Source organism: Sanguibacter suaedae, assembly GCF_016342785.1.
GTDB classification, from domain to species: Bacteria; Actinomycetota; Actinomycetes; order Actinomycetales; family Cellulomonadaceae; genus Sanguibacter; species Sanguibacter suaedae.
In genome coordinates this window covers 48,776-65,717 of record NZ_JAEINH010000012.1, presented here as the reverse complement: position 1 = coordinate 65,717, position 16,942 = coordinate 48,776, and the positions used below count along the sequence as shown (strand labels likewise).

14 protein-coding genes are annotated in these 16,942 nt (G+C 71.9%); 10 read left to right on the top strand and 4 right to left on the bottom strand.

The window, feature by feature from the left end; translation table 11 throughout:
• The 3 genes from JAV76_RS13095 (at position 1) to JAV76_RS13085 (ending at position 4,147) form a co-directional block, all read left to right on the top strand.
• Positions 1-1,236: a DUF58 domain-containing protein gene (locus tag JAV76_RS13095; RefSeq protein WP_198734515.1), complete on the top strand. Its 1,236-nt coding sequence runs from the start codon at positions 1-3 to the stop codon at positions 1,234-1,236.
• Positions 1,233-3,566, top strand: coding sequence for a transglutaminase TgpA family protein (locus tag JAV76_RS13090; protein ID WP_307844227.1), 2,334 nt, complete (start codon positions 1,233-1,235; stop codon positions 3,564-3,566). Before JAV76_RS13095 ends, JAV76_RS13090 begins: the two co-directional genes overlap by 4 nt.
• Before the next feature lie 65 nt (positions 3,567-3,631).
• Entirely contained in the window at positions 3,632-4,147 is a 516-nt protein-coding gene (locus tag JAV76_RS13085; RefSeq protein WP_198734514.1) for a hypothetical protein, read from the top strand.
• A 7-nt stretch (positions 4,148-4,154) separates the two neighbouring features.
• On the opposite strand, the gene JAV76_RS13080 is transcribed toward JAV76_RS13085, so the two are convergent.
• From JAV76_RS13080 to JAV76_RS13070, 3 genes are read right to left on the bottom strand one after another with little or no spacing between them, the layout of a single operon-like run.
• Positions 4,155-5,159 (bottom strand): glycoside hydrolase family protein, encoded by a 1,005-nt coding sequence (locus JAV76_RS13080; RefSeq protein WP_198734513.1) that lies wholly within the window; start codon positions 5,157-5,159, stop codon positions 4,155-4,157.
• Positions 5,156-6,340, bottom strand: a complete 1,185-nt coding sequence (locus JAV76_RS13075; protein ID WP_198734512.1) for a Gfo/Idh/MocA family protein — start codon at positions 6,338-6,340, stop codon at positions 5,156-5,158. Before JAV76_RS13075 ends, JAV76_RS13080 begins: the two co-directional genes overlap by 4 nt.
• A gap of 35 nt (positions 6,341-6,375) precedes the next feature.
• Complete coding sequence (locus JAV76_RS13070) at positions 6,376-7,410, bottom strand: LacI family DNA-binding transcriptional regulator (RefSeq protein ID WP_198734511.1); 1,035 nt, start codon at positions 7,408-7,410, stop codon at positions 6,376-6,378.
• A 191-nt stretch (positions 7,411-7,601) separates the two neighbouring features.
• Between JAV76_RS13070 and JAV76_RS13065 the strand changes: the two genes are divergently transcribed.
• The 7 genes from JAV76_RS13065 to JAV76_RS13035 all read left to right on the top strand — a co-directional run bounded on the left by JAV76_RS13065 (position 7,602) and on the right by JAV76_RS13035 (position 15,807).
• The gene (locus JAV76_RS13065; protein WP_198734510.1) at positions 7,602-7,964 is read left to right on the top strand and encodes an L-rhamnose mutarotase; all 363 of its coding nucleotides are present in this window, start codon (positions 7,602-7,604) and stop codon (positions 7,962-7,964) included.
• Between the two features lie 80 nt (positions 7,965-8,044).
• A complete protein-coding gene (rhaI, locus tag JAV76_RS13060) occupies positions 8,045-9,232 on the top strand; it encodes an L-rhamnose isomerase (protein WP_198734509.1) in 1,188 nt (395 codons plus the stop codon).
• A 4-nt stretch (positions 9,233-9,236) separates the two neighbouring features.
• Positions 9,237-11,321, top strand: coding sequence for a bifunctional aldolase/short-chain dehydrogenase (locus JAV76_RS13055; protein ID WP_198734508.1), 2,085 nt, complete (start codon positions 9,237-9,239; stop codon positions 11,319-11,321).
• The gene (locus JAV76_RS13050) at positions 11,318-12,838 is read left to right on the top strand and encodes a rhamnulokinase (RefSeq protein ID WP_198734507.1); all 1,521 of its coding nucleotides are present in this window, start codon (positions 11,318-11,320) and stop codon (positions 12,836-12,838) included. The genes JAV76_RS13055 and JAV76_RS13050 overlap by 4 nt, the downstream gene beginning before the upstream one ends.
• A gap of 163 nt (positions 12,839-13,001) precedes the next feature.
• Positions 13,002-13,880 carry a hypothetical protein gene (locus JAV76_RS13045; protein ID WP_198734506.1) on the top strand — a complete coding sequence of 293 codons (879 nt, stop codon included), beginning with the start codon at positions 13,002-13,004 and terminating at the stop codon, positions 13,878-13,880.
• A 47-nt stretch (positions 13,881-13,927) separates the two neighbouring features.
• Complete coding sequence (locus JAV76_RS13040) at positions 13,928-14,146, top strand: hypothetical protein (protein WP_198734505.1); 219 nt, start codon at positions 13,928-13,930, stop codon at positions 14,144-14,146.
• Positions 14,147-14,280: 134 nt separating this feature from the next.
• Positions 14,281-15,807 (top strand): Abi family protein, encoded by a 1,527-nt coding sequence (locus tag JAV76_RS13035; RefSeq protein ID WP_198734504.1) that lies wholly within the window; start codon positions 14,281-14,283, stop codon positions 15,805-15,807.
• 243 nt (positions 15,808-16,050) lie between these two features.
• Here JAV76_RS13035 and JAV76_RS13030 read toward each other — a convergent pair whose 3' ends face one another.
• Complete coding sequence (locus tag JAV76_RS13030) at positions 16,051-16,914, bottom strand: MBL fold metallo-hydrolase (RefSeq protein WP_198734503.1); 864 nt, start codon at positions 16,912-16,914, stop codon at positions 16,051-16,053.
• Between the last annotated feature and the right edge of the window lie 28 nt (positions 16,915-16,942).

The window sequence follows — 16,942 nt, the reverse complement described above, 5'->3', positions numbered from 1 at the left end:
ATGACCGTCACCGACGACGCACGGCCCGACCGCCGCACCGCCGCACGCCACCGCGTGCGCGCGGTGCGCACGGCCGTGTCCGCGCGCACCGGTGCCCTGTCCGGGTACGGGTGGGTCGTCCTCGGCAGCACCCTCGCCGCGCTGGTCGTGGGCCGCCGGTACGGGTGGGAGGAGCTCGTCGTCGCGGGTTGCGTCCTCACCGTCGCGTTCGTCGTCGCCGTCCTCATGACCGTCGGCCGCTCCAGCTACGCGGTGGACCTCGACCTCGCCGACGAACGGGTCACCGTGGGCCAGCGTGCCGTCGGGACCCTCGTGGTGCGCAACGACGGGCGCCGGCGCCTCCTGCCCGCCCAGATCGAGCTCCCCGTCGGTGCCGGTTCAGCGAGCTTCGCGCTGCCGAGCATGGGCCCCGGCGCCGTCCACGAGGAGATCTTCGCGATCCCCACCGCCCGCCGCGCCGTCGTCGAGGTGGGGCCCGTCCGGTCTGTCCGCGGGGACCCCCTGGGCATCGCCCGCCGGGAGATGCGCTGGACCGACCCCGTCGAGCTCTACGTGCACCCGTCGACCGTGTCCCTCGCGGGCACACGGGCGGGCGTGCTCCGCGACCTCGAGGGCCAGGCCACGCGCACCGTGTCCGACAACGACATGTCGTTCCACGCCCTGCGCGAGTACGTCCCCGGTGACGACCGCCGCAACATCCACTGGCGCACCAGCGCCCGCACCGGCACCCTCATGGTGCGGCAGTTCGAGGACACGCGTCGCACCCACACCGCCCTCGCCCTCGCCACCGAGCGCCCCGACTACGCCGACGACGACGAGTTCGAGCTCGCGGTGAGCACCTTCGCGTCCATCGGGGTGCAGGTCATCCGCGACGCCCTCGAGATCACCGCCATCACCGGGGCGAGCACCGTGCGGTCCCGCACGCCCCGCGTCCTCCTCGACGACTGCGCCGGCGTGGCCCTCGCCCCGAAGGCCCCCGACGCCCGCGCCCTCGCGCACTCCGTCGCGCGCCTCGCGCCCACCGCGACCCTGGCGCTCATGGTCACCGGCTCCGTCCCCTCGCACAGCGAGCTGCGTGCCAGCGCCGTGCACATCCCCGCCGGGACGCGAGCCGTCTTCGTCGCCTGCGAGCCGGGTGCCGAGATCGCGCTGCGCACCCAGGGCACCCTGTCCGTCGCGACGCTCGGGGACATCACCGAGCTCCCGCGGCTCCTGCGCCGGCTGGTTGCCCAGTGAGCCGCCGCGCACGCACCGTGCGGCAGGTCGAGCCGTCGACCGACCGCGCCCGTCCCGTCGCGCACCAGGTCGTCGACTGCGTCGTCCTCGCCCTCACCGTGCTCCTCGCGCTCGTCCCGCTCCTGCCCGTCTACGGCACGGCGTCCGCGCTGCCCGCCGTCGTCGGGGGCACCGTCGCCGGTGCCCTCGTCGCCGTCGTCGCAGCGGTCCGCGTGTGGCCCGTCATGACCACGGTCGCGACGCTCCTCGTGCTCTACGTCCTCCTCGGGGGGGCGCTCGCCGTCCCCACCACCACGGTCGCCGGGGTGGTGCCCACCCTCGACACGCTCACCGGGCTCGCCGACGGCGTCGTCACGTCGTGGAAGCAGATCCTCACCCTCGAACCACCCCTCGGCCGGGCGGGCAACGTCCTCGTCGTGCCGTTCGTCCTCGGGCTCGGCGGCGCCGCCACCGCAGGGGTCGTCGCCGCCGGGCGCCGCCACCCCGTGCGGCTCCTCACGGCCGCCGCGATCCCCGTCGTCGTGCTCGTCCTGTCCATCCTCCTCGGCACCGTGGAGCGGCTCCTCGTCACCGTCGTCGGCACCGCGCTCGCCGCCGTCCTCCTCACGTGGGGGTCGTGGCGCACCGGTCACCTGCGCCCTCGCCGGCACACGTCCCTCGCGCTGCTCGCCGTCGTGTCGCTCGTCGGCGGCGTGCTGCTCGCCCCGGTGGTCGGGGGCGACGAGCCGCGGTTCGTGCTGCGCAGCACCATCGTGCCGCCGTTCGACCCCCGCGAGCACCCCAGCCCCCTCTCCGGGTACCGCACGTACATGAAGGACGCGAAGGAGACGGACCTCCTCACCGTCCGCGGCCTCCCCGAGGGGGCCGTCGTGCGGCTCGCCACGATGGATGCGTTCGACGGCGTCGTGTGGAACGTCCTCGGCGACGGCCAGCCCGACGGGTCCGGGGCGTTCCGGCGCGTCGGTGACGCCATCCCCACCAGCGTCCAGGGGGAGACCGTCGAGGTCGAGGTGGACGTCCACGCCCTCGACGGCGTGTGGCTGCCCACCGTCGGCCACACCACCGCCGTGGACTTCACGGGCCCCGGCGCCGAGCGGGCACGCAACGGCTTCCGCTACAACGACGCGACCGGCACCGGCGTGCTCACCGACGGCGTGGGCCCAGAGCAGTCGTACACGCTCGAGGCGGTCCTGCCCCCGGTACCCACCGACGAGGAGATCGGCGACGCCGATCCCGGGCAGGTCGTCGTCCCGCAGCTCGTCGGCGTCCCCGACGTCGTCACCAGCCGCTCGACGGAGGTCGCGGCCCGCGCCACCACCGCCGCCCTCGCCGCCCGCGCCATCGAGTCGTACCTCCACGACACCGGGTTCTTCAGCCACGGCATCGAAGCCGCCGGCGACTACCCGTCGCTCTCCGGGCACGGTGCGTCGCGCATCACCGAGCTCCTCGGCGGCGACATCATGGTGGGTGACGCCGAGCAGTACGCGTCCGCCATGGCGCTCCTCGTCAACCAGCAGGGCCTGCCCGCCCGCGTCGTCATGGGCTTCGTGCCCGACGAGGAGCAGGCCGGTGACCCGGAGGTGACGTTCACCGGCGAGAACGTCCAGGCGTGGGTCGAGGTGAACTACCAGGGCGTCGGGTGGGTCCCGTACTTCCCGACCCCGCCCACGTCGCAGACGCCGCAGGAGAACGAGGCCCCCGTCGAGCAGGAGCCGCAGCCCCAGGTGGTCCAGCCGCCCCCGCCGCCGCCCGACCCCACCATCCCGCCCGATGCGGACGACGAGGAACCGAACGTCGACTCCAACCAGGACGACGAGGACACCGGGATCGACCTGCGCCGCATCGCCACCATCACCGCGGCCGTCGGCATCCCCCTCCTGCTCCTCGTCCTGCCACCGCTGCTCGTCGTCCTCGCCAAGCGCCGCCGTCGGCGCCGCCGCCAGCGCGCCACCGACCCCGCCGCACGCATCAGCGGCGGGTGGGACGAGGTCGTCGACACCGCACGCGATCACGGGACGCCACCCGTCCCCGCCGCCACGCGCCGCGAGACGGCCCGCACCCTCACCCTCGCGCATCCCGGCGTCCCCGGACCGGAGCTCGCCGAGCGGGCCGACGCCGCAGTCTTCGCCGCCGCACCACCCGAGCAGGCGCAGGTCGACGAGTACTGGCTCACCGTCGACCGCTCCGTCCGTGCGATCCGCGGCGACCTGCCCCGGTGGGCCCGCCTCCGCGGCACCCTGTCCCTCGCCTCCCTCCGAGCCCGACGGGACAGCGACGCGGACCGCGAGCCCAGGGTCGTCCGCATGCTCGGAGCGGTACGCCGCCGTTGAGCATGGGGTGTTCTCCCCATCCCAGCGCCCGGCGCGAGCATGCCCGGGCTGGGAGGATCGAGCACATGACCACGCAGCGCACCACCGTCCCCGCCCGTCGTCCCGTCTCCCGCCGCACCCTGGCGGGCCCGGCGCTCGCGGTCGTCCTCGCCGCGACCCTCGTCGGATGCTCCTCCGACGGAGACTCCGGTGACGACGCGACCACCGCTCCCGCGTCGGCGGCCGAGCCGACCACCGAGCAGGCCACCGAGGACGCCCCGGCCGGTGGCGACTTCTGCACCGACTTCGAGGCGGCCGGCGGCTCCGGAGCCACGGTGGGACCCCTGCAGCTGTGGCTGCCGAAGGAGGACCTCGGGGCCGAGATCGACGGCAAGCTCGGCGCCATGGGCGACCTCGAGCCCCCTGCTGAGATCGTGGAGGCGTGGGACGCGAGCAGGACGTACTACGAGGACATCTCCGGGACGGTGGACGCCCTCCCGGCGGGCGGCGTGATCAACGACCCGGAGGTGTACGGGACGAGCGAGGAGATGACGGACACGTTCTCGCAGGTGACCGACTGGTACTTCGAGATCTGCCGCTGAACCACCCTCAGGGGGCGCTCAACCGGGGCACCACCGGTGCGTCACGGTCGCACACCAGGGTCCCCCCGACGACGCGGAGCTCCGCCACCTGCACCGAGGAGCGGCGCTCCGCGTACCCCTCGTGCCCGGCGAGGTCGCCGCTGCGACCGGGGTGCGTGAAGTAGAAGACGTACGCCACGGCCCCCGGCGCGTCGGCGCCGTCGGGGACGTCCACCGAGACGCTCCCGGGCACCACGACGTCGGCGTGCAGCCCGATCGTCGCGTCGTCGACCCGCGATCCCGGGGCGTCGAGGATCAGCCCCTGCGCCTCCCACGTGTCGAGGTCGCCCGAGCGGTGCACCCGCTGTCCCTGCCACTCGTCGACGAGCATCCAGAACGATCCGCCGAGGCGGAAGACGTTGGGGCCCTCGTGCGGGCGGCCCGTGATCACCGGACCGACGGGCGTCCACGTGTACAGGTCGTCCGAGTCCGCGGCGTACGTGTGGGACCCCGCCGCCTCGTCCTTGAACCACATGCGGTACCTGGCCCGCGGCGACCCGTCCGGCCGGACCGCGCCGACGGCCGACGCGTACGGATGGACGCACGCGTCGATCACCCGACGCGACCCCAGGTCCAGGCGGGACCGGTGCGTCCAGGTGAGCAGGTCCGGGCTGGTCAGGTGGAGGATGTCCCGGTCGTGCCCCGGCCACCGCGTCGGCACGCCCGTGATGTACGACACGTACATGTGGTACTCGCCCTCGCCCCACACCACCTCCGGCGCCCAGAACGTGTTCCGTCCCCACCCGACGTCCAGGCCCTCCACGGTGCCCCGGTACAGCCATGTGGCTCCGTCGTCGTCGGACGTCGCGACCGCGACGTCGGTCCCGTGCACCCACGCGACGCCCGGCCCCTCGGCGGTCGCCCGCCGCGCCGTGCAGAACATCCACCACTCGCCGAGCTCACGGTTGCGCACCACCACCGGGTCCGCCGCACCGTCGTGCACCGGGTCCCTGAACAGCGGACCCGACGTCACGCGCGCACGCTCGCCCCGGCAGGCTCCGCCACCGCCGCGAGCTCCGCCCGCGGGTCGCGCACCACGCTCTCCAGCCCCGTCGACAGCAGCCCTGTCTCCCGCAGCTCCGCAGCCGTCACCCGGCGCCCGCCCGCGTCGGCCGACGCGTAGATCGCGGTGACGATCTCCAGCGGGCGCCGCGCGAACGCCGCCACGTCGGGCAGCACCGTCCCCTCCCGCAACGCCCGGTACGTCTCCCGGACCAGCGGGATGTGCCCGCTCGGCTCGTCGTCCTCCGGCAACGCCCACGACGCCGCCTCCGCCTCGTCGACCACCGGCGCCGGCGTGATGGTCCAGCTGTCCCGCGAGTGCCCGTACAGGTGGTCCACCTCGATGGTGGCGCGCTCGCAGTCGATGCGGACATGGCTGGTCTGGCGGGGGCAGAGGGTGGAGGACGTGGCGGTGGCCACGACGCCGTCGGCGAAGACGATGGTCGCGGTCGACGCGTCCTCGGTCTGGGTGTCGCGGGCGAGACGCCACGTCTGGGCGCTCACCTCGTGCCAGTCGCCGAGGAGGTGCGCGAGGAGGTCCATCTGGTGGATGCCGTGCCCGAGGGTGGTGCCGCCGCCCTCGGTGTCCCAGCGTCCGCGCCAGTCGACGGCGTAGTAGTCGTCGCCCCGGTACCAGAGGGTCTCGCACTGGGCGAGGAGGGGGCGGCCGAGGGCGCCGGAGCGCAGGAGGCCGCGGACGTGCTCGGCGGCCGTGCCGGTGCGCTGCTGGAAGATGATGCCGAAGGCGAGGCCGGCGCCGTCGCACGCGTCCTGCATGGCGTCGAGCTCGACGAGCGAGAGGGCCGGGGGCTTCTCGCAGATCACGTGGACGCCCGCGGCGACCGCTTCGAGGGTCTGCTCGCGGTGCAGGTCGGGAGGGGTGCACAGGTGGACGACGTCGACGTCCTCCTGGGCGAGGAGCTCGGTGAGCGTCTCGTACCGGCCGGGGATGCCGTACCGGTCCGCGAACTGGGTGCGGCGCTCGGGGTTGCGGTTGGAGCAGGCGACGAGCTCGGCGAGCGGGTCGAGCTCGACGGCCTGGGCGTGGAGGTGGGCGACGGCGCCGGTCCCGACGATCGCGGCCCGCAGGGGGCGCTCGGACCCGATGGGGGCCCAGGGGGCTGTGGCGGCGGGTGTGGCAGAGGCAGACATCGTCGTGTGCTCCGTGGGGTCGGGGGCGGGTGGCGTCAGCCTGGACTGGAGGACGCCCTGACCACGAGCTCGGGCTGGAACTGCACCTGCTCGTGGTGGAACCGGTCGCCCTGCTCGTGCTGGGCGAGGAGGAGGTCCGCGGCGCGGTACCCGAGCTGGTGCTTGGGCTGGCGCACGGAGGTCAGGGGGGTGGCGAGCTCGCCGGCGAAGTTCACGTCGTCGTACCCGACGACGGCCATCTCGGTGGGCATGGCGATGCCCTCGCGGCGCAGGGTGCGCTGGACGCCGAGGGCGACGAGGTCGTTGACGCAGAACACCGCGGTGGGGCGGGGGGCGGGGTCGGCGAGGAGGGAGAGCATCGCGGCCTCGCCGCCGTCGGCGTTGAGCGAGGGGGCGGTGATCTCCACGAGGCCGTCGCGGGCGTCGAGGCCTGCGGCGTCGAAGGCGCGGAGGGCGCCGGCGTAGCGGTCGCGACACTGGCGGATGCTGTGGGGGCCGTTGACGAACGCGATGCGGGTGTGCCCGGTGGCGATGAGGTGCGCTGCCGCGAGCTGGCCGCCCGCGACGTCGTTCACGGCGGCGGACGAGAGGTCGGGGACGGGGGAGGTGGCGTCGAGGAGGACGACGTTGACGCCGCGGGCGCGCATCTCGAGGAGGGGGTCGAGGTCGTCGCTCGAGGGGACGACGAGGACGCCCTGGACGCCGTGCTCCTCGAAGAGCTTGAGGTAGCGGGACTCGCGGGCGGGGTCCTCGTCGGAGCTGGCGAGCATGAGGGTGAAGTCGTCCTCGGCGAGGCGGTCCTCGACGCCGCGGGCGACCTCGGTGAAGAACGGGTTGCCGATGTCGAGGACGACGGCGCCGACGGTGGTGATGGTCCCTGCCCGGAGCTGGCGGGCGGACCCGTTGGGGATGAACTGGAGCTGGGTGATGGCGTCGAGCACGCGTTCGCGGGTGGTGGGGGAGACGCGGTCGGGGCGGTTGAGCACGTTGGACACGGTGCCGACGGAGACGGCTGCGAGCCGGGCGACGTCGCTGATGGACGCGCGTCTGCGGGGCGTGGTGGTGGTCAACGTGCGGCCTCTCGGTGGGGTGTGCACCGGGACGCGCCGTTGCGCCCCGGGCAGCCCGATACTAGCGGCGCTTGACCCTCGACGCGGGGACGCCGTACCGTCACGATCGCGTCGATGAACCGATTCACACACCGAATGTAGCGCACCGCCGAGGGCAGGGTGGCCCCGGCGGCGACACCGAGGAGGCCCCCGTGGCTCGAGTCTGCTTCGTCTCCCAGGTCAGGCCGGACCGCCTGGACGAGTACCGCGAGAGGCATGCGGCCGTGTGGCCGGAGATGCTCGAGGCCCTCCGCGACGCGGGGTGGCGCGACTATCACCTCTACCTGTCGGAGGACGGGCGTCTCGTGGGCTTCGTGGACGTCGACGACTACGCGGCGGCCCAGGCCGCCATGGCCGCGACCGGGGTGAACGCCCGGTGGCAGGCGGAGATGGCGGAGTTCTTCGTGTCCGACGCGGGTCGGCCGGACGAGGGGATGGTGCTCCTCGACGAGGTGTTCCACCTCGAGCGCCAGCTCGAGGACGCGGGTCTCCCGGTGCTCACGGACGGTGACTGAGTCGCGAACTGCGCTTGACCGGGTGCGCGCAGGGTCCGTAGAGTTCGCTTGAAACGATTCACAACGAGGTGGAGAGCACGATGGTGGCACACGACCCGCGCCTGCGGCTGACCGACGAGGCGCGCGAATCCCTCCTGGCACAGACGATCGAGCTGCCCTCCTGGGCGTTCGGCAACTCCGGGACCCGCTTCAAGGTGTTCGCCCAGCAGGGCGTCCCCCGGGACCCGTTCGAGAAGATCGCCGACGCCGCCCAGGTGCACCGGTACACCGGTGCCGCCCCGCGCGTCTCGCTGCACATCCCGTGGGACCTCGTCGACGACTACGAGGCGCTCGCCGCCCACGCGGCGGACCTCGGCGTGACCATCGGCGCCATCAACTCGAACCTCTTCCAGGACGACGAGTACATGCTCGGGTCCCTCACGCACCCGGACCCGGCCGTGCGGAAGAAGGCCGTCGAGCACCACATGCGGTGCATCGACGTCATGCGGGCCACCGGGTCCACGGACCTCAAGCTCTGGTTGCCCGACGGCCTGAACTACCCCGGCCAGGACAACCTCCGCGCCCGCCAGGACCGCCTCGCCGAGGGGCTGCAGGAGATCTACGCGGCCCTCGACCCGGAGCACCGCCTCGTCGTCGAGTACAAGTTCTTCGAGCCGGCGTTCTACTCGATGGACATCCCCGACTGGGGCACCGCGCTGCTGCACTGCCTCGCGCTCGGGGACCGCGCCGTCGTGGTCCTCGACACCGGGCACCACGCGCCGGGGACCAACATCGAGTTCATCGTCGCCCAGCTGCTGCGCCAGGGGCGCCTCGGGGCGTTCGACTTCAACTCGCGGTTCTACGCGGACGACGACCTCATGGTCGGGTCGGCCGACCCCTTCCAGCTGTTCCGGATCATGCATGAGATCGTGTCCGCCGGGGCCCTCGCCCCGGACTCGGGCGTGAACTTCATGCTCGACCAGTGCCACAACATCGAGCCCAAGATCCCGGCGCAGATCCGGTCCGTGATGAACGTCCAGGAGGCCACCGCCAAGGCGCTCCTCGTGGACACCGAGGTCCTCGAGGCGGCGCAGCGGTCGGGCGACGTGCTCGGCGCCAACGGCGCGCTCATGGACGCGTACAACACCGACGTCCGCGGGCTCCTGGCCGAGCTCCGCGAGTCCCAGGGTCTCGCACCCGACCCGCTGACCGCCTTCGCGGCCTCGGGGTACACCGAGAAGATCGTGGCCGAGCGCGTCGGTGGCGCGCAGGCCGGATGGGGAGCCTGAACCGATGACCGACACCACGACCTCCACGACCCCCTCGACGCAGGACGCGGCGGCCGATCTCGTCGCCCGCTCCAACCGCCTGGGTGCCGACCCGCGGAACACGAACTACGCCGGTGGGAACACGTCCGCCAAGGGGACCCGGACGGACCCGGTGACGGGGGAGCCGGTGGAGCTCCTGTGGGTCAAGGGTTCCGGCGGGGACCTCGGGACGCTCACCGAGAAGAACCTCGCGGTCCTGCGCCTGGACCGGCTGCGCGCCCTCGTGGGCGTGTACCCGGGCGTGGAGCGCGAGGACGAGATGGTCGCGGCGTTCGACTACTGCCTCCACGGGAAGGGTGGTGCCGCGCCGTCCATCGACACGGCGATGCACGGCCTCGTCGGCGCGGAGCACGTGGACCACCTGCACCCCGACTCCGGGATCGCCCTGGCCACCGCGGCGGACGGCGAGGCCCTCACGGCCGAGTGCTTCGGCGACCGTGTCGCCTGGGTGCCGTGGCGGCGCCCCGGCTTCCAGCTGGGCCTCGACATCGCGGCGGTCCGCGAGGCGAACCCCCAGGCCATCGGGTGCATCCTCGGCGGGCACGGCATCACCGCCTGGGGCGCCACGAGCGAGGAGGTCGAGGCCCGCAGCCTCGAGATCATCCGCACCGCCGAGGAGTTCGTGGCGGCCCGCACGGCCCGCCTCGCGGAGGCGGGCGAGCACCCCTTCGGTGCGGAGCGCGACGGGTACGGCGCGCTCCCGGCCGACGAGCGGCGCGCGAAGGCCGCGCGCCTGGCGCCCGTGGTCCGCGGCATCGCGAGCCACGACGCCCCGCAGGTGGGGCACTTCACCGACTCCGGCGAGGTCCTCGACCTGCTCGCCCGCGAGAAGCTCGGGCCGCTCGCCGAGCTGGGCACCAGCTGCCCGGACCACTTCCTGCGCACCAAGGTCAAGCCGCTCGTCGTGGACCTCCCCGCGACCGCGACGGTCGAGGAGATCACGGCCCGCCTGACCGAGCTCCACGAGGCGTACCGCGCCGACTACGCGGGCTACTACGAGCGCAACGCCGACGACGCGTCGCCCGCCATGCGCGGCGCGGACCCGGCGATCGTCCTCGTCCCGGGCGTCGGGATGTTCTCCTTCGGGAAGAACAAGCAGACCGCCCGCGTGGCGGGGGAGTTCTACGTCAACGCCATCAACGTCATGCGGGGCGCCGAGGCGATCTCCACGTACGCGCCCATCGACGAGGCGGAGAAGTTCCGCATCGAGTACTGGGCCCTCGAGGAGGCCAAGCTCCAGCGCATGCCCGCGCCCAAGGCCCTCGCCACACGGGTGGCGCTCGTCACGGGTGCCGGGTCGGGCATCGGGAAGGCCATCGCGGAGCGTCTCGCGGCGGAGGGCGCGTGCGTCGTCGTCGCGGACATCGACCTCGAGGGCGCGAAGCGCGTCGCCGAGCAGCTCGGCGGGCCCGACGTGGCCGTCGCGGTCCGTGCGGACGTCACGAGCGAGGACGACGTCGCGGCCCTCGTCGACGAGGCGGCGCTGGCCTTCGGTGGCGTGGACCTCGTGGTGAACAACGCGGGCCTGTCCATCTCGAAGCCGCTGCTGGAGACCACCGGCAAGGACTGGGACCTCCAGCACGACGTCATGGCCAAGGGGTCGTTCCTCGTCGCCCGCGAGGCGGCGCGCGCCATGATCGCCCAGCGCATGGGCGGCGACATTGTGTACATCGCCTCCAAGAACGCCCTCTTCGCGGGGCCCAACAACATCGCCTACTCCGCCACCAAGGCGGACCAGGCCCACCAGGTGCGCCTCCTCGCCGCGGAGCTCGGCGAGCACGGCATCCGCGTCAACGGCGTCAACCCCGACGGCGTGGTTCGCGGCTCCGGCATCTTCGCCGGCGGGTGGGGCGCCAAGCGTGCCGCCGTGTACGGGGTGCCCGAGGAGGAGCTGGGCGCGTACTACGCCCAGCGCACGCTCCTCAAGCGCGAGGTGCTCCCGGAGCACGTCGCCGCCGCCGTGTTCGCCCTCACCGGGCCGGACCTCTCCCAGACCACCGGCCTGCACGTGCCCGTGGACTCGGGGGTCGCCGCCGCGTTCCTCCGGTGACGCCCGCACGGCAGGGGGCCGACGCTTTCGTCGCGGTCGACCTCGGGGCGTCGAGCGGGCGCGTCATCGTGGGGCGGGTGCTCGGCGGTGCCGAGCCGCGCGTCGAGCTCCACGAGGTCAACCGGTTCCCCAACGGCCCGGTCGACGTGCGGGGCACGCTGCACTGGGACGTGCTGCGCCTCCACCAGGGGGTCCTCGACGGCCTGCGGGCCGCCGGCCGCGAGGCACACACGCGCGGTGACCGGCTGGCGGGCGTCGGCATCGACTCCTGGGCCGTGGACCACGGCCTCCTCGACGCCGACGGGGTCCTCCTCGGGAACCCCGTCCACTACCGCGACACCCGGACCGACGGGGTGCCGGAACGCGTCTACGAGCGCGTCCCGGCCCGGGACCACTACGCGGTGAATGGCCTGCAGACCCAGCCGTTCAACACCGAGTTCCAGCTCGCGGCCGCCGCGCGGACCGCGCAGCTCGCCGCAGCACGAGACATGCTCCTCGTGCCCGACCTCCTCGGCTACTGGCTCACCGGCCGGCGCGTCGCCGAGGTGACCAACGCGTCGACCACGGGCCTGCTCGACGTGCGACGACGCGAGTGGGCCACGGGCCTGCTGGCGCGCCTCGCCGTGCACGTCGGGGACTTCGCGCACCTCCTGCCACCCCTCGTGGAACCCGGCCAGGTGCTGGGGCCTGTCCTCGACGACGTCGCGCACGGCCTGGGACTTCCCGCCGGGATCCCGCTCGTCGCCGTCGGGTCGCACGACACGGCGTCCGCCGTCGTCGCCGTCCCCGCCCAGACCGAACGCTTCGCGTACGTCTCCTGCGGCACGTGGTCCCTCGTCGGCCTCGAGCTCGACGCCCCCGTCCTCACCCCCGAGAGCCAGGACGCCAACTTCACCAACGAGCTCGGCGTCGACGGCACCGTCCGGTACCTGCGCAACGTCATGGGCCTCTGGCTCCTCCAGGAGTGCCTGCGCACCTGGGCCGCTGCCGGCCTCCCCGCCGACCTCCCCGACCTCCTGGCAGCCGCCGCCCAGGTCCCCCCGCTCACCGTGGTCATCGACGCCGACTCGCCCGAGTTCCTCGCCCCCGGCGACATGCCCGACCGCATCGCCGCAGCCGCCACGCGCACCGGCCAGACACCACCCCAGTCCCAGGCCGAGACCGTCCGCTGCATCCTCGACTCCCTCGCCCTCGCCTACCGACGCGCCGTGAGCGAGGCGTGCGCGCTCGCGGGCCGTGAGGTCGACGTGGTCCACGTGGTCGGCGGGGGAGTGCGTAACACCCTCCTGTGCCGGCTCACCGCCGACGCGACCGGACTGCCCGTGGTCGCCGGGCCCGTCGAGGGTGCGGCGCTCGGGAACGTTCTGGTCCAGGCGCGGGCCGTGGGTGTTCTCCACGGGTCGCTCGCGGACCTGCGTGCCGTCGGGGCGCGCGGTGCCGGGCTCGTCCGGTACGAGCCCGGGCAGTCAGGGGTCGACGAGCACCACTGGGCGGCCGCGGAGGCGCGGCTGCGCTGACCTTGCTCACGGAGGGGACGGAAGCCCTGCCTGGTGCGGTCATGGACTTCGGTACCCTCCTAGGGCGCTATCACGCTCCCTGCGTCCGCTCGCCGCCGGGCAGTACCGTGCGCCGGAGGGCGTGCGCGACGAGATTGATCGACATCGAACGGAGCATGACCTCATGAAGAACTGGCACAAGGCACTTGTGTGCGGGCTGGCCGCGTCGGTACTCGTGGGGTGCTCGGGTGGTTCGGACCCCAAGCCTGCGGCCGGTGCCGCGTCCGCCACGGAGACCGCGACGGCCGCTGAGGGCACGGAGGCCACCGAGGGCGACAACCCGTGGTGCGAGCAGGGTGACGTCACGGACGAGCTCGAGGTGACGTTCGGCGAGATGGCCGCGGCGTCCGACGAGTGGGCCGAGGACCTCGACCGTGAGTGGCGGCACTACTTCCCGGTGACTATCACGAACGTGTCCGACAAGCCCTGCGTGTTCATCGTCAAGCTCGATGCTGCCGTCGAGGGTGGGGACACCGGCAACGAGGACCTCACGATCCCGCTCGACCCAGGGCAGTCCTACCACGCCCAGGCGTTCGACCTGGAGGTCCTCACGGAATTCTCGGGCGACTCCGAGGACGCGACGCCGACCTCGGACATCACCCCGTCGGTGTACTCGTTGTCCCGCGCGCCGCTCCTGGACTACTACGAGACCGAGCTCGACGTCGAGGGAGTCGTCGGGACGGGAGCGACCGCCAAGCTCGTCTCGCACATCACGATGATCGGGCGCAACGCCCAGATGCCCGACCGCATCGCCAGCGCGGATGACGACACGGTGACCATCGTAGGACTGGACGCCGAGGGCGACGTCATCGCCAAGGGAACCACCGTGATCGAACCCGTCGAGGACGGTGAGACGGCGACGGTCGAGACCCTTGCGGGTGGTGGCGACTCGTCGATGAACGTCCGCAACCAGGTCCCGCTGAGCAACTACGACGACGTCGTGACGTGGGAGATCGCCATGCTGCAGCCGGTCTACACGGAGATCCACGAGATCGGCCTCTGACGGCCTGGTCACACGGGGGGCGGTGCCGCCTGCTTATCGTGGAGCGCATGAGCCCACGGATGCCCGGCACCGCCACCCTGATCGTCGGCGCGGTGCTGATCGCCGTGTACGGAGTCCTTCTCCTGATCGGCGTCGTGGAAGAGGGGGATATCGGCCTCGGGCTGATTCTCCTCGTGGGGTACGTCTGCGCGCTCGTGGGTGTGGTGCGGATCGGGCGGCACTGGTTCTCGGAGCGGTGGAGGAGGGCCCCCAGCTCGCGCCGGTGACGGTCGCGCCGTGTTTGACCGGCACTGGTGGAACCCATATCCTCGACGTAACACGACAGGCTCGCTTCTCTAGATGAGACGCGGGCCTGTTCTCTTTCTACCCCCGGTGTCGGGGACGCCAGGACGATGCACACGTGACGACCCCGAACAGCACCTACGCGAAGCCGTTCCTCACGGTCCCCGAACAGATCCGTCGGCTGCGCGGGCGGGGCATGGACTGCGGTGACGACGCCTACGCGGCCGACGTCCTGGAGCGCTACGGCTACTACCGGCTGTCGGGCTACTGGCACCTCTACCGCGACCGGCCTGCGCCTGCCGCGCACCGGTTCGACGAAGAAGGCCGAGAGATCCGCCTGGACACGTTCGTACCCGGTACCCGCCTCGCGCACGTGGTCTCGCTGTACGAGTTCGACCATGAGCTCCGCATGCGCCTCAGCGACATCCTCAGCACCATCGAGACAGCCTTCAGGTTCTTCATCGGCCACCGGCTCGGCAGGGTAGACACGTTCGCGCACAGGCACCCCTGGGCGCTCGGCGCGACGACGCAGAAAAATCCCAACATGCCGCTCGAGCCGACCACCGCATACCGTGAGTGGCTCGAGGAGTACGACCGGCACGAGAAGCGCGCCCGCGGCGACTTCGTCGTGCACTTCCGCCAGCAGTACGGTCCCCACCTGCCCATCTGGGTGGCCACGGAGGTGATGTCCTTCGGCGTGCTGGGCAGTCTCTATGACCTGATGCTGCAGTCCGACCAGGAGATCCTCGCAGCCCGGTTCCAAGTCCGCACCGCCGACGGCCACGGGGACCGCGGTGCCCTCGGGAACTGGCTGAACAACCTCAGGAACGTGCGGAACATCTGCGCGCACTACGGCCGCCTGTGGAACCGCGCGTTCGATGTGATCATCGACGCGCCGGGACAGGCTCGAAAAGATGCCGACGACCTGCTCGCGCCGCTCGCGGACCGCGGCACTAGCAACAGGCTCTACGGCGTGTTGCTCGTCATGCGCCACCTCCTGCTGAGCATCGCGCCGGAGAAGGGCGACGTCGTGGACCTGACCGACTTCATCGAGGAGCAGTCCCGCGCCGTCGGCTTCGGCATGGCGCAGCTCGGATTCCCGGACGACTGGCGGAGCAGCCCGATCTGGGACCGGGCCTTCGCGCTCGGCCGCTCACCGATGGTGGCCGCGAGCCTGCTCGACCGAGCCGAGTGCATGACCGCCGCCGAGACCCGTGCTTCGTTGACGGAAGCGGAAGTGATCGAATCAGAACGGACTCGAACCCCGGCTCAGGCAGCGCGAGCGAAGAAGGCCGCTCAGCGCAGCCTGCTGCGGACCTACCTCAAGCACCGAGTCGTGATCGAGGTCGAGCTCGGAGAGACCAAGTTCTACCCGGCCTTCCAGTTCCGCGACGGGAGGATCGTCGACGCGCTCGCCGAGATCAACAAGGAGCTCGCCTCGTCCTGCGGAGGGTCGGAGACGACCGAAGTCGCCCGAGCGCTCCTGGACTGGTGGCAGACGCCGCACCCGGAACTGCCGCAGAACTCGGACGGCTCGGACCGATCTCCCCTCGACCTGCTGAACTCGGTCACCGAGAAGGAGTTCGCGGCGGCGATCGACGAGACGGACGTCAGGCGCAGCTTCGCCGTTTCGGGGGAGCGGTGACCCAGAGCCTGCGGTTCGCGCGATACCGCGGTGTGCGTGAAGTTCAAGTGCGTGGACGGTGCGTGATGCTAGAGCTCCGAGTGGGTCGATTGTCGGCCTAGATGTAGTGGGTCATGACGTTGGTGAGACGACGTCGGGGAGCGTGGGCGTAGGCGAGGGGTAGGTCCCGGTCTTGCTGGATGGAGGTACTCCTACACCCGCCTGCTCGAAGGATCTACCCCTCGTGACCCCCGCGAAGCCCCATTACCCCCTGCTGGAAGACTGCGATTGGTCCAGCGCTGCAAGCACCGCCCGATCGCCCACGTCGTCGCTGAGCCAGGCGATGTACCGGGCCAGGGAACGCTGGACGATGGTGTGGGCGTCCTGGTGCAGCTCACCGAACGCTCCATAGAGCCGTTCGAAGGGCAATGACGCGGCATGGTCCATGATCCTGCGGACTGCGCGCGCAGGGAGCGGGATGTTGTTGACGTAGCTGCGCATCACGTTGACGGACTTCCGATCCGCGCCTATGGCGATGGTGTCCCCGGTGAGCAGTGCTCCTTGACCCTCGGCGCCCGCCTGCCAGTGCACGAGACTGCTCCCCGCGAAGTGACCGCCGACCTCCACCATCGTCACTCCGGGGAGGATCTCGATACGGTCGGACCAGTAGGTGATGACGTCATCGGGACGTCGGGTCCAGGCCCGGTCTTGACGTGAGACGTACACAGGTACGCGGCCAAAGGCATGACTCCACTGGATCGACGACCCCGTGAGATGGGGATGGCTCGACGCAATTGCCGACACACCACCGAGGACTCGCACCGTCTCCACCCCCTGAGCATCGATGAATCCCGGTGGTTCGAACAGCAGGTTGCCTCCGGTGGTCCGCAGGAGGAGCGCCCGTTGGCCGATGCCGAGCCGAGGCCGTGTCGTCACTCCATGGAGGTCCGTCTCCAGCTGGGTGACGTCGATCCGCATCCCTTGCGCTTCGAGCTCGTCCCTCGTGATCCAACGCTGCCCTCCCACTGGCACATACTGGCGTTCGTCGGAGCAGATGGCGCACGTCTCCGGCGGCGATGGGGTGTCGGGGTGCTCGATCGCGCATGTCGCACAGGTCCAGATGGTCATGTCGTCCTCTCGGTGGCGGTAACTCGAC

What these genes read in the sequence shown, in the direction of transcription:
- JAV76_RS13095 (WP_198734515.1), top strand. Translation starts at nt 1, where the DNA reads ATGACCGTCACCGACGACGCACGGCCCGACCGCCGCACCGCCGCACGC.
- JAV76_RS13085 (WP_198734514.1), top strand. Translation starts at nt 3,632, where the DNA reads ATGACCACGCAGCGCACCACCGTCCCCGCCCGTCGTCCCGTCTCCCGC.
- JAV76_RS13075 (WP_198734512.1), bottom strand. Translation starts at nt 6,340, where the DNA reads ATGTCTGCCTCTGCCACACCCGCCGCCACAGCCCCCTGGGCCCCCATC.
- rhaI (WP_198734509.1), top strand. Translation starts at nt 8,045, where the DNA reads ATGGTGGCACACGACCCGCGCCTGCGGCTGACCGACGAGGCGCGCGAA.
- JAV76_RS13055 (WP_198734508.1), top strand. Translation starts at nt 9,237, where the DNA reads ATGACCGACACCACGACCTCCACGACCCCCTCGACGCAGGACGCGGCG.
- JAV76_RS13045 (WP_198734506.1), top strand. Translation starts at nt 13,002, where the DNA reads ATGAAGAACTGGCACAAGGCACTTGTGTGCGGGCTGGCCGCGTCGGTA.
- JAV76_RS13040 (WP_198734505.1), top strand. Translation starts at nt 13,928, where the DNA reads ATGAGCCCACGGATGCCCGGCACCGCCACCCTGATCGTCGGCGCGGTG.
- JAV76_RS13030 (WP_198734503.1), bottom strand. Translation starts at nt 16,914, where the DNA reads ATGACCATCTGGACCTGTGCGACATGCGCGATCGAGCACCCCGACACC.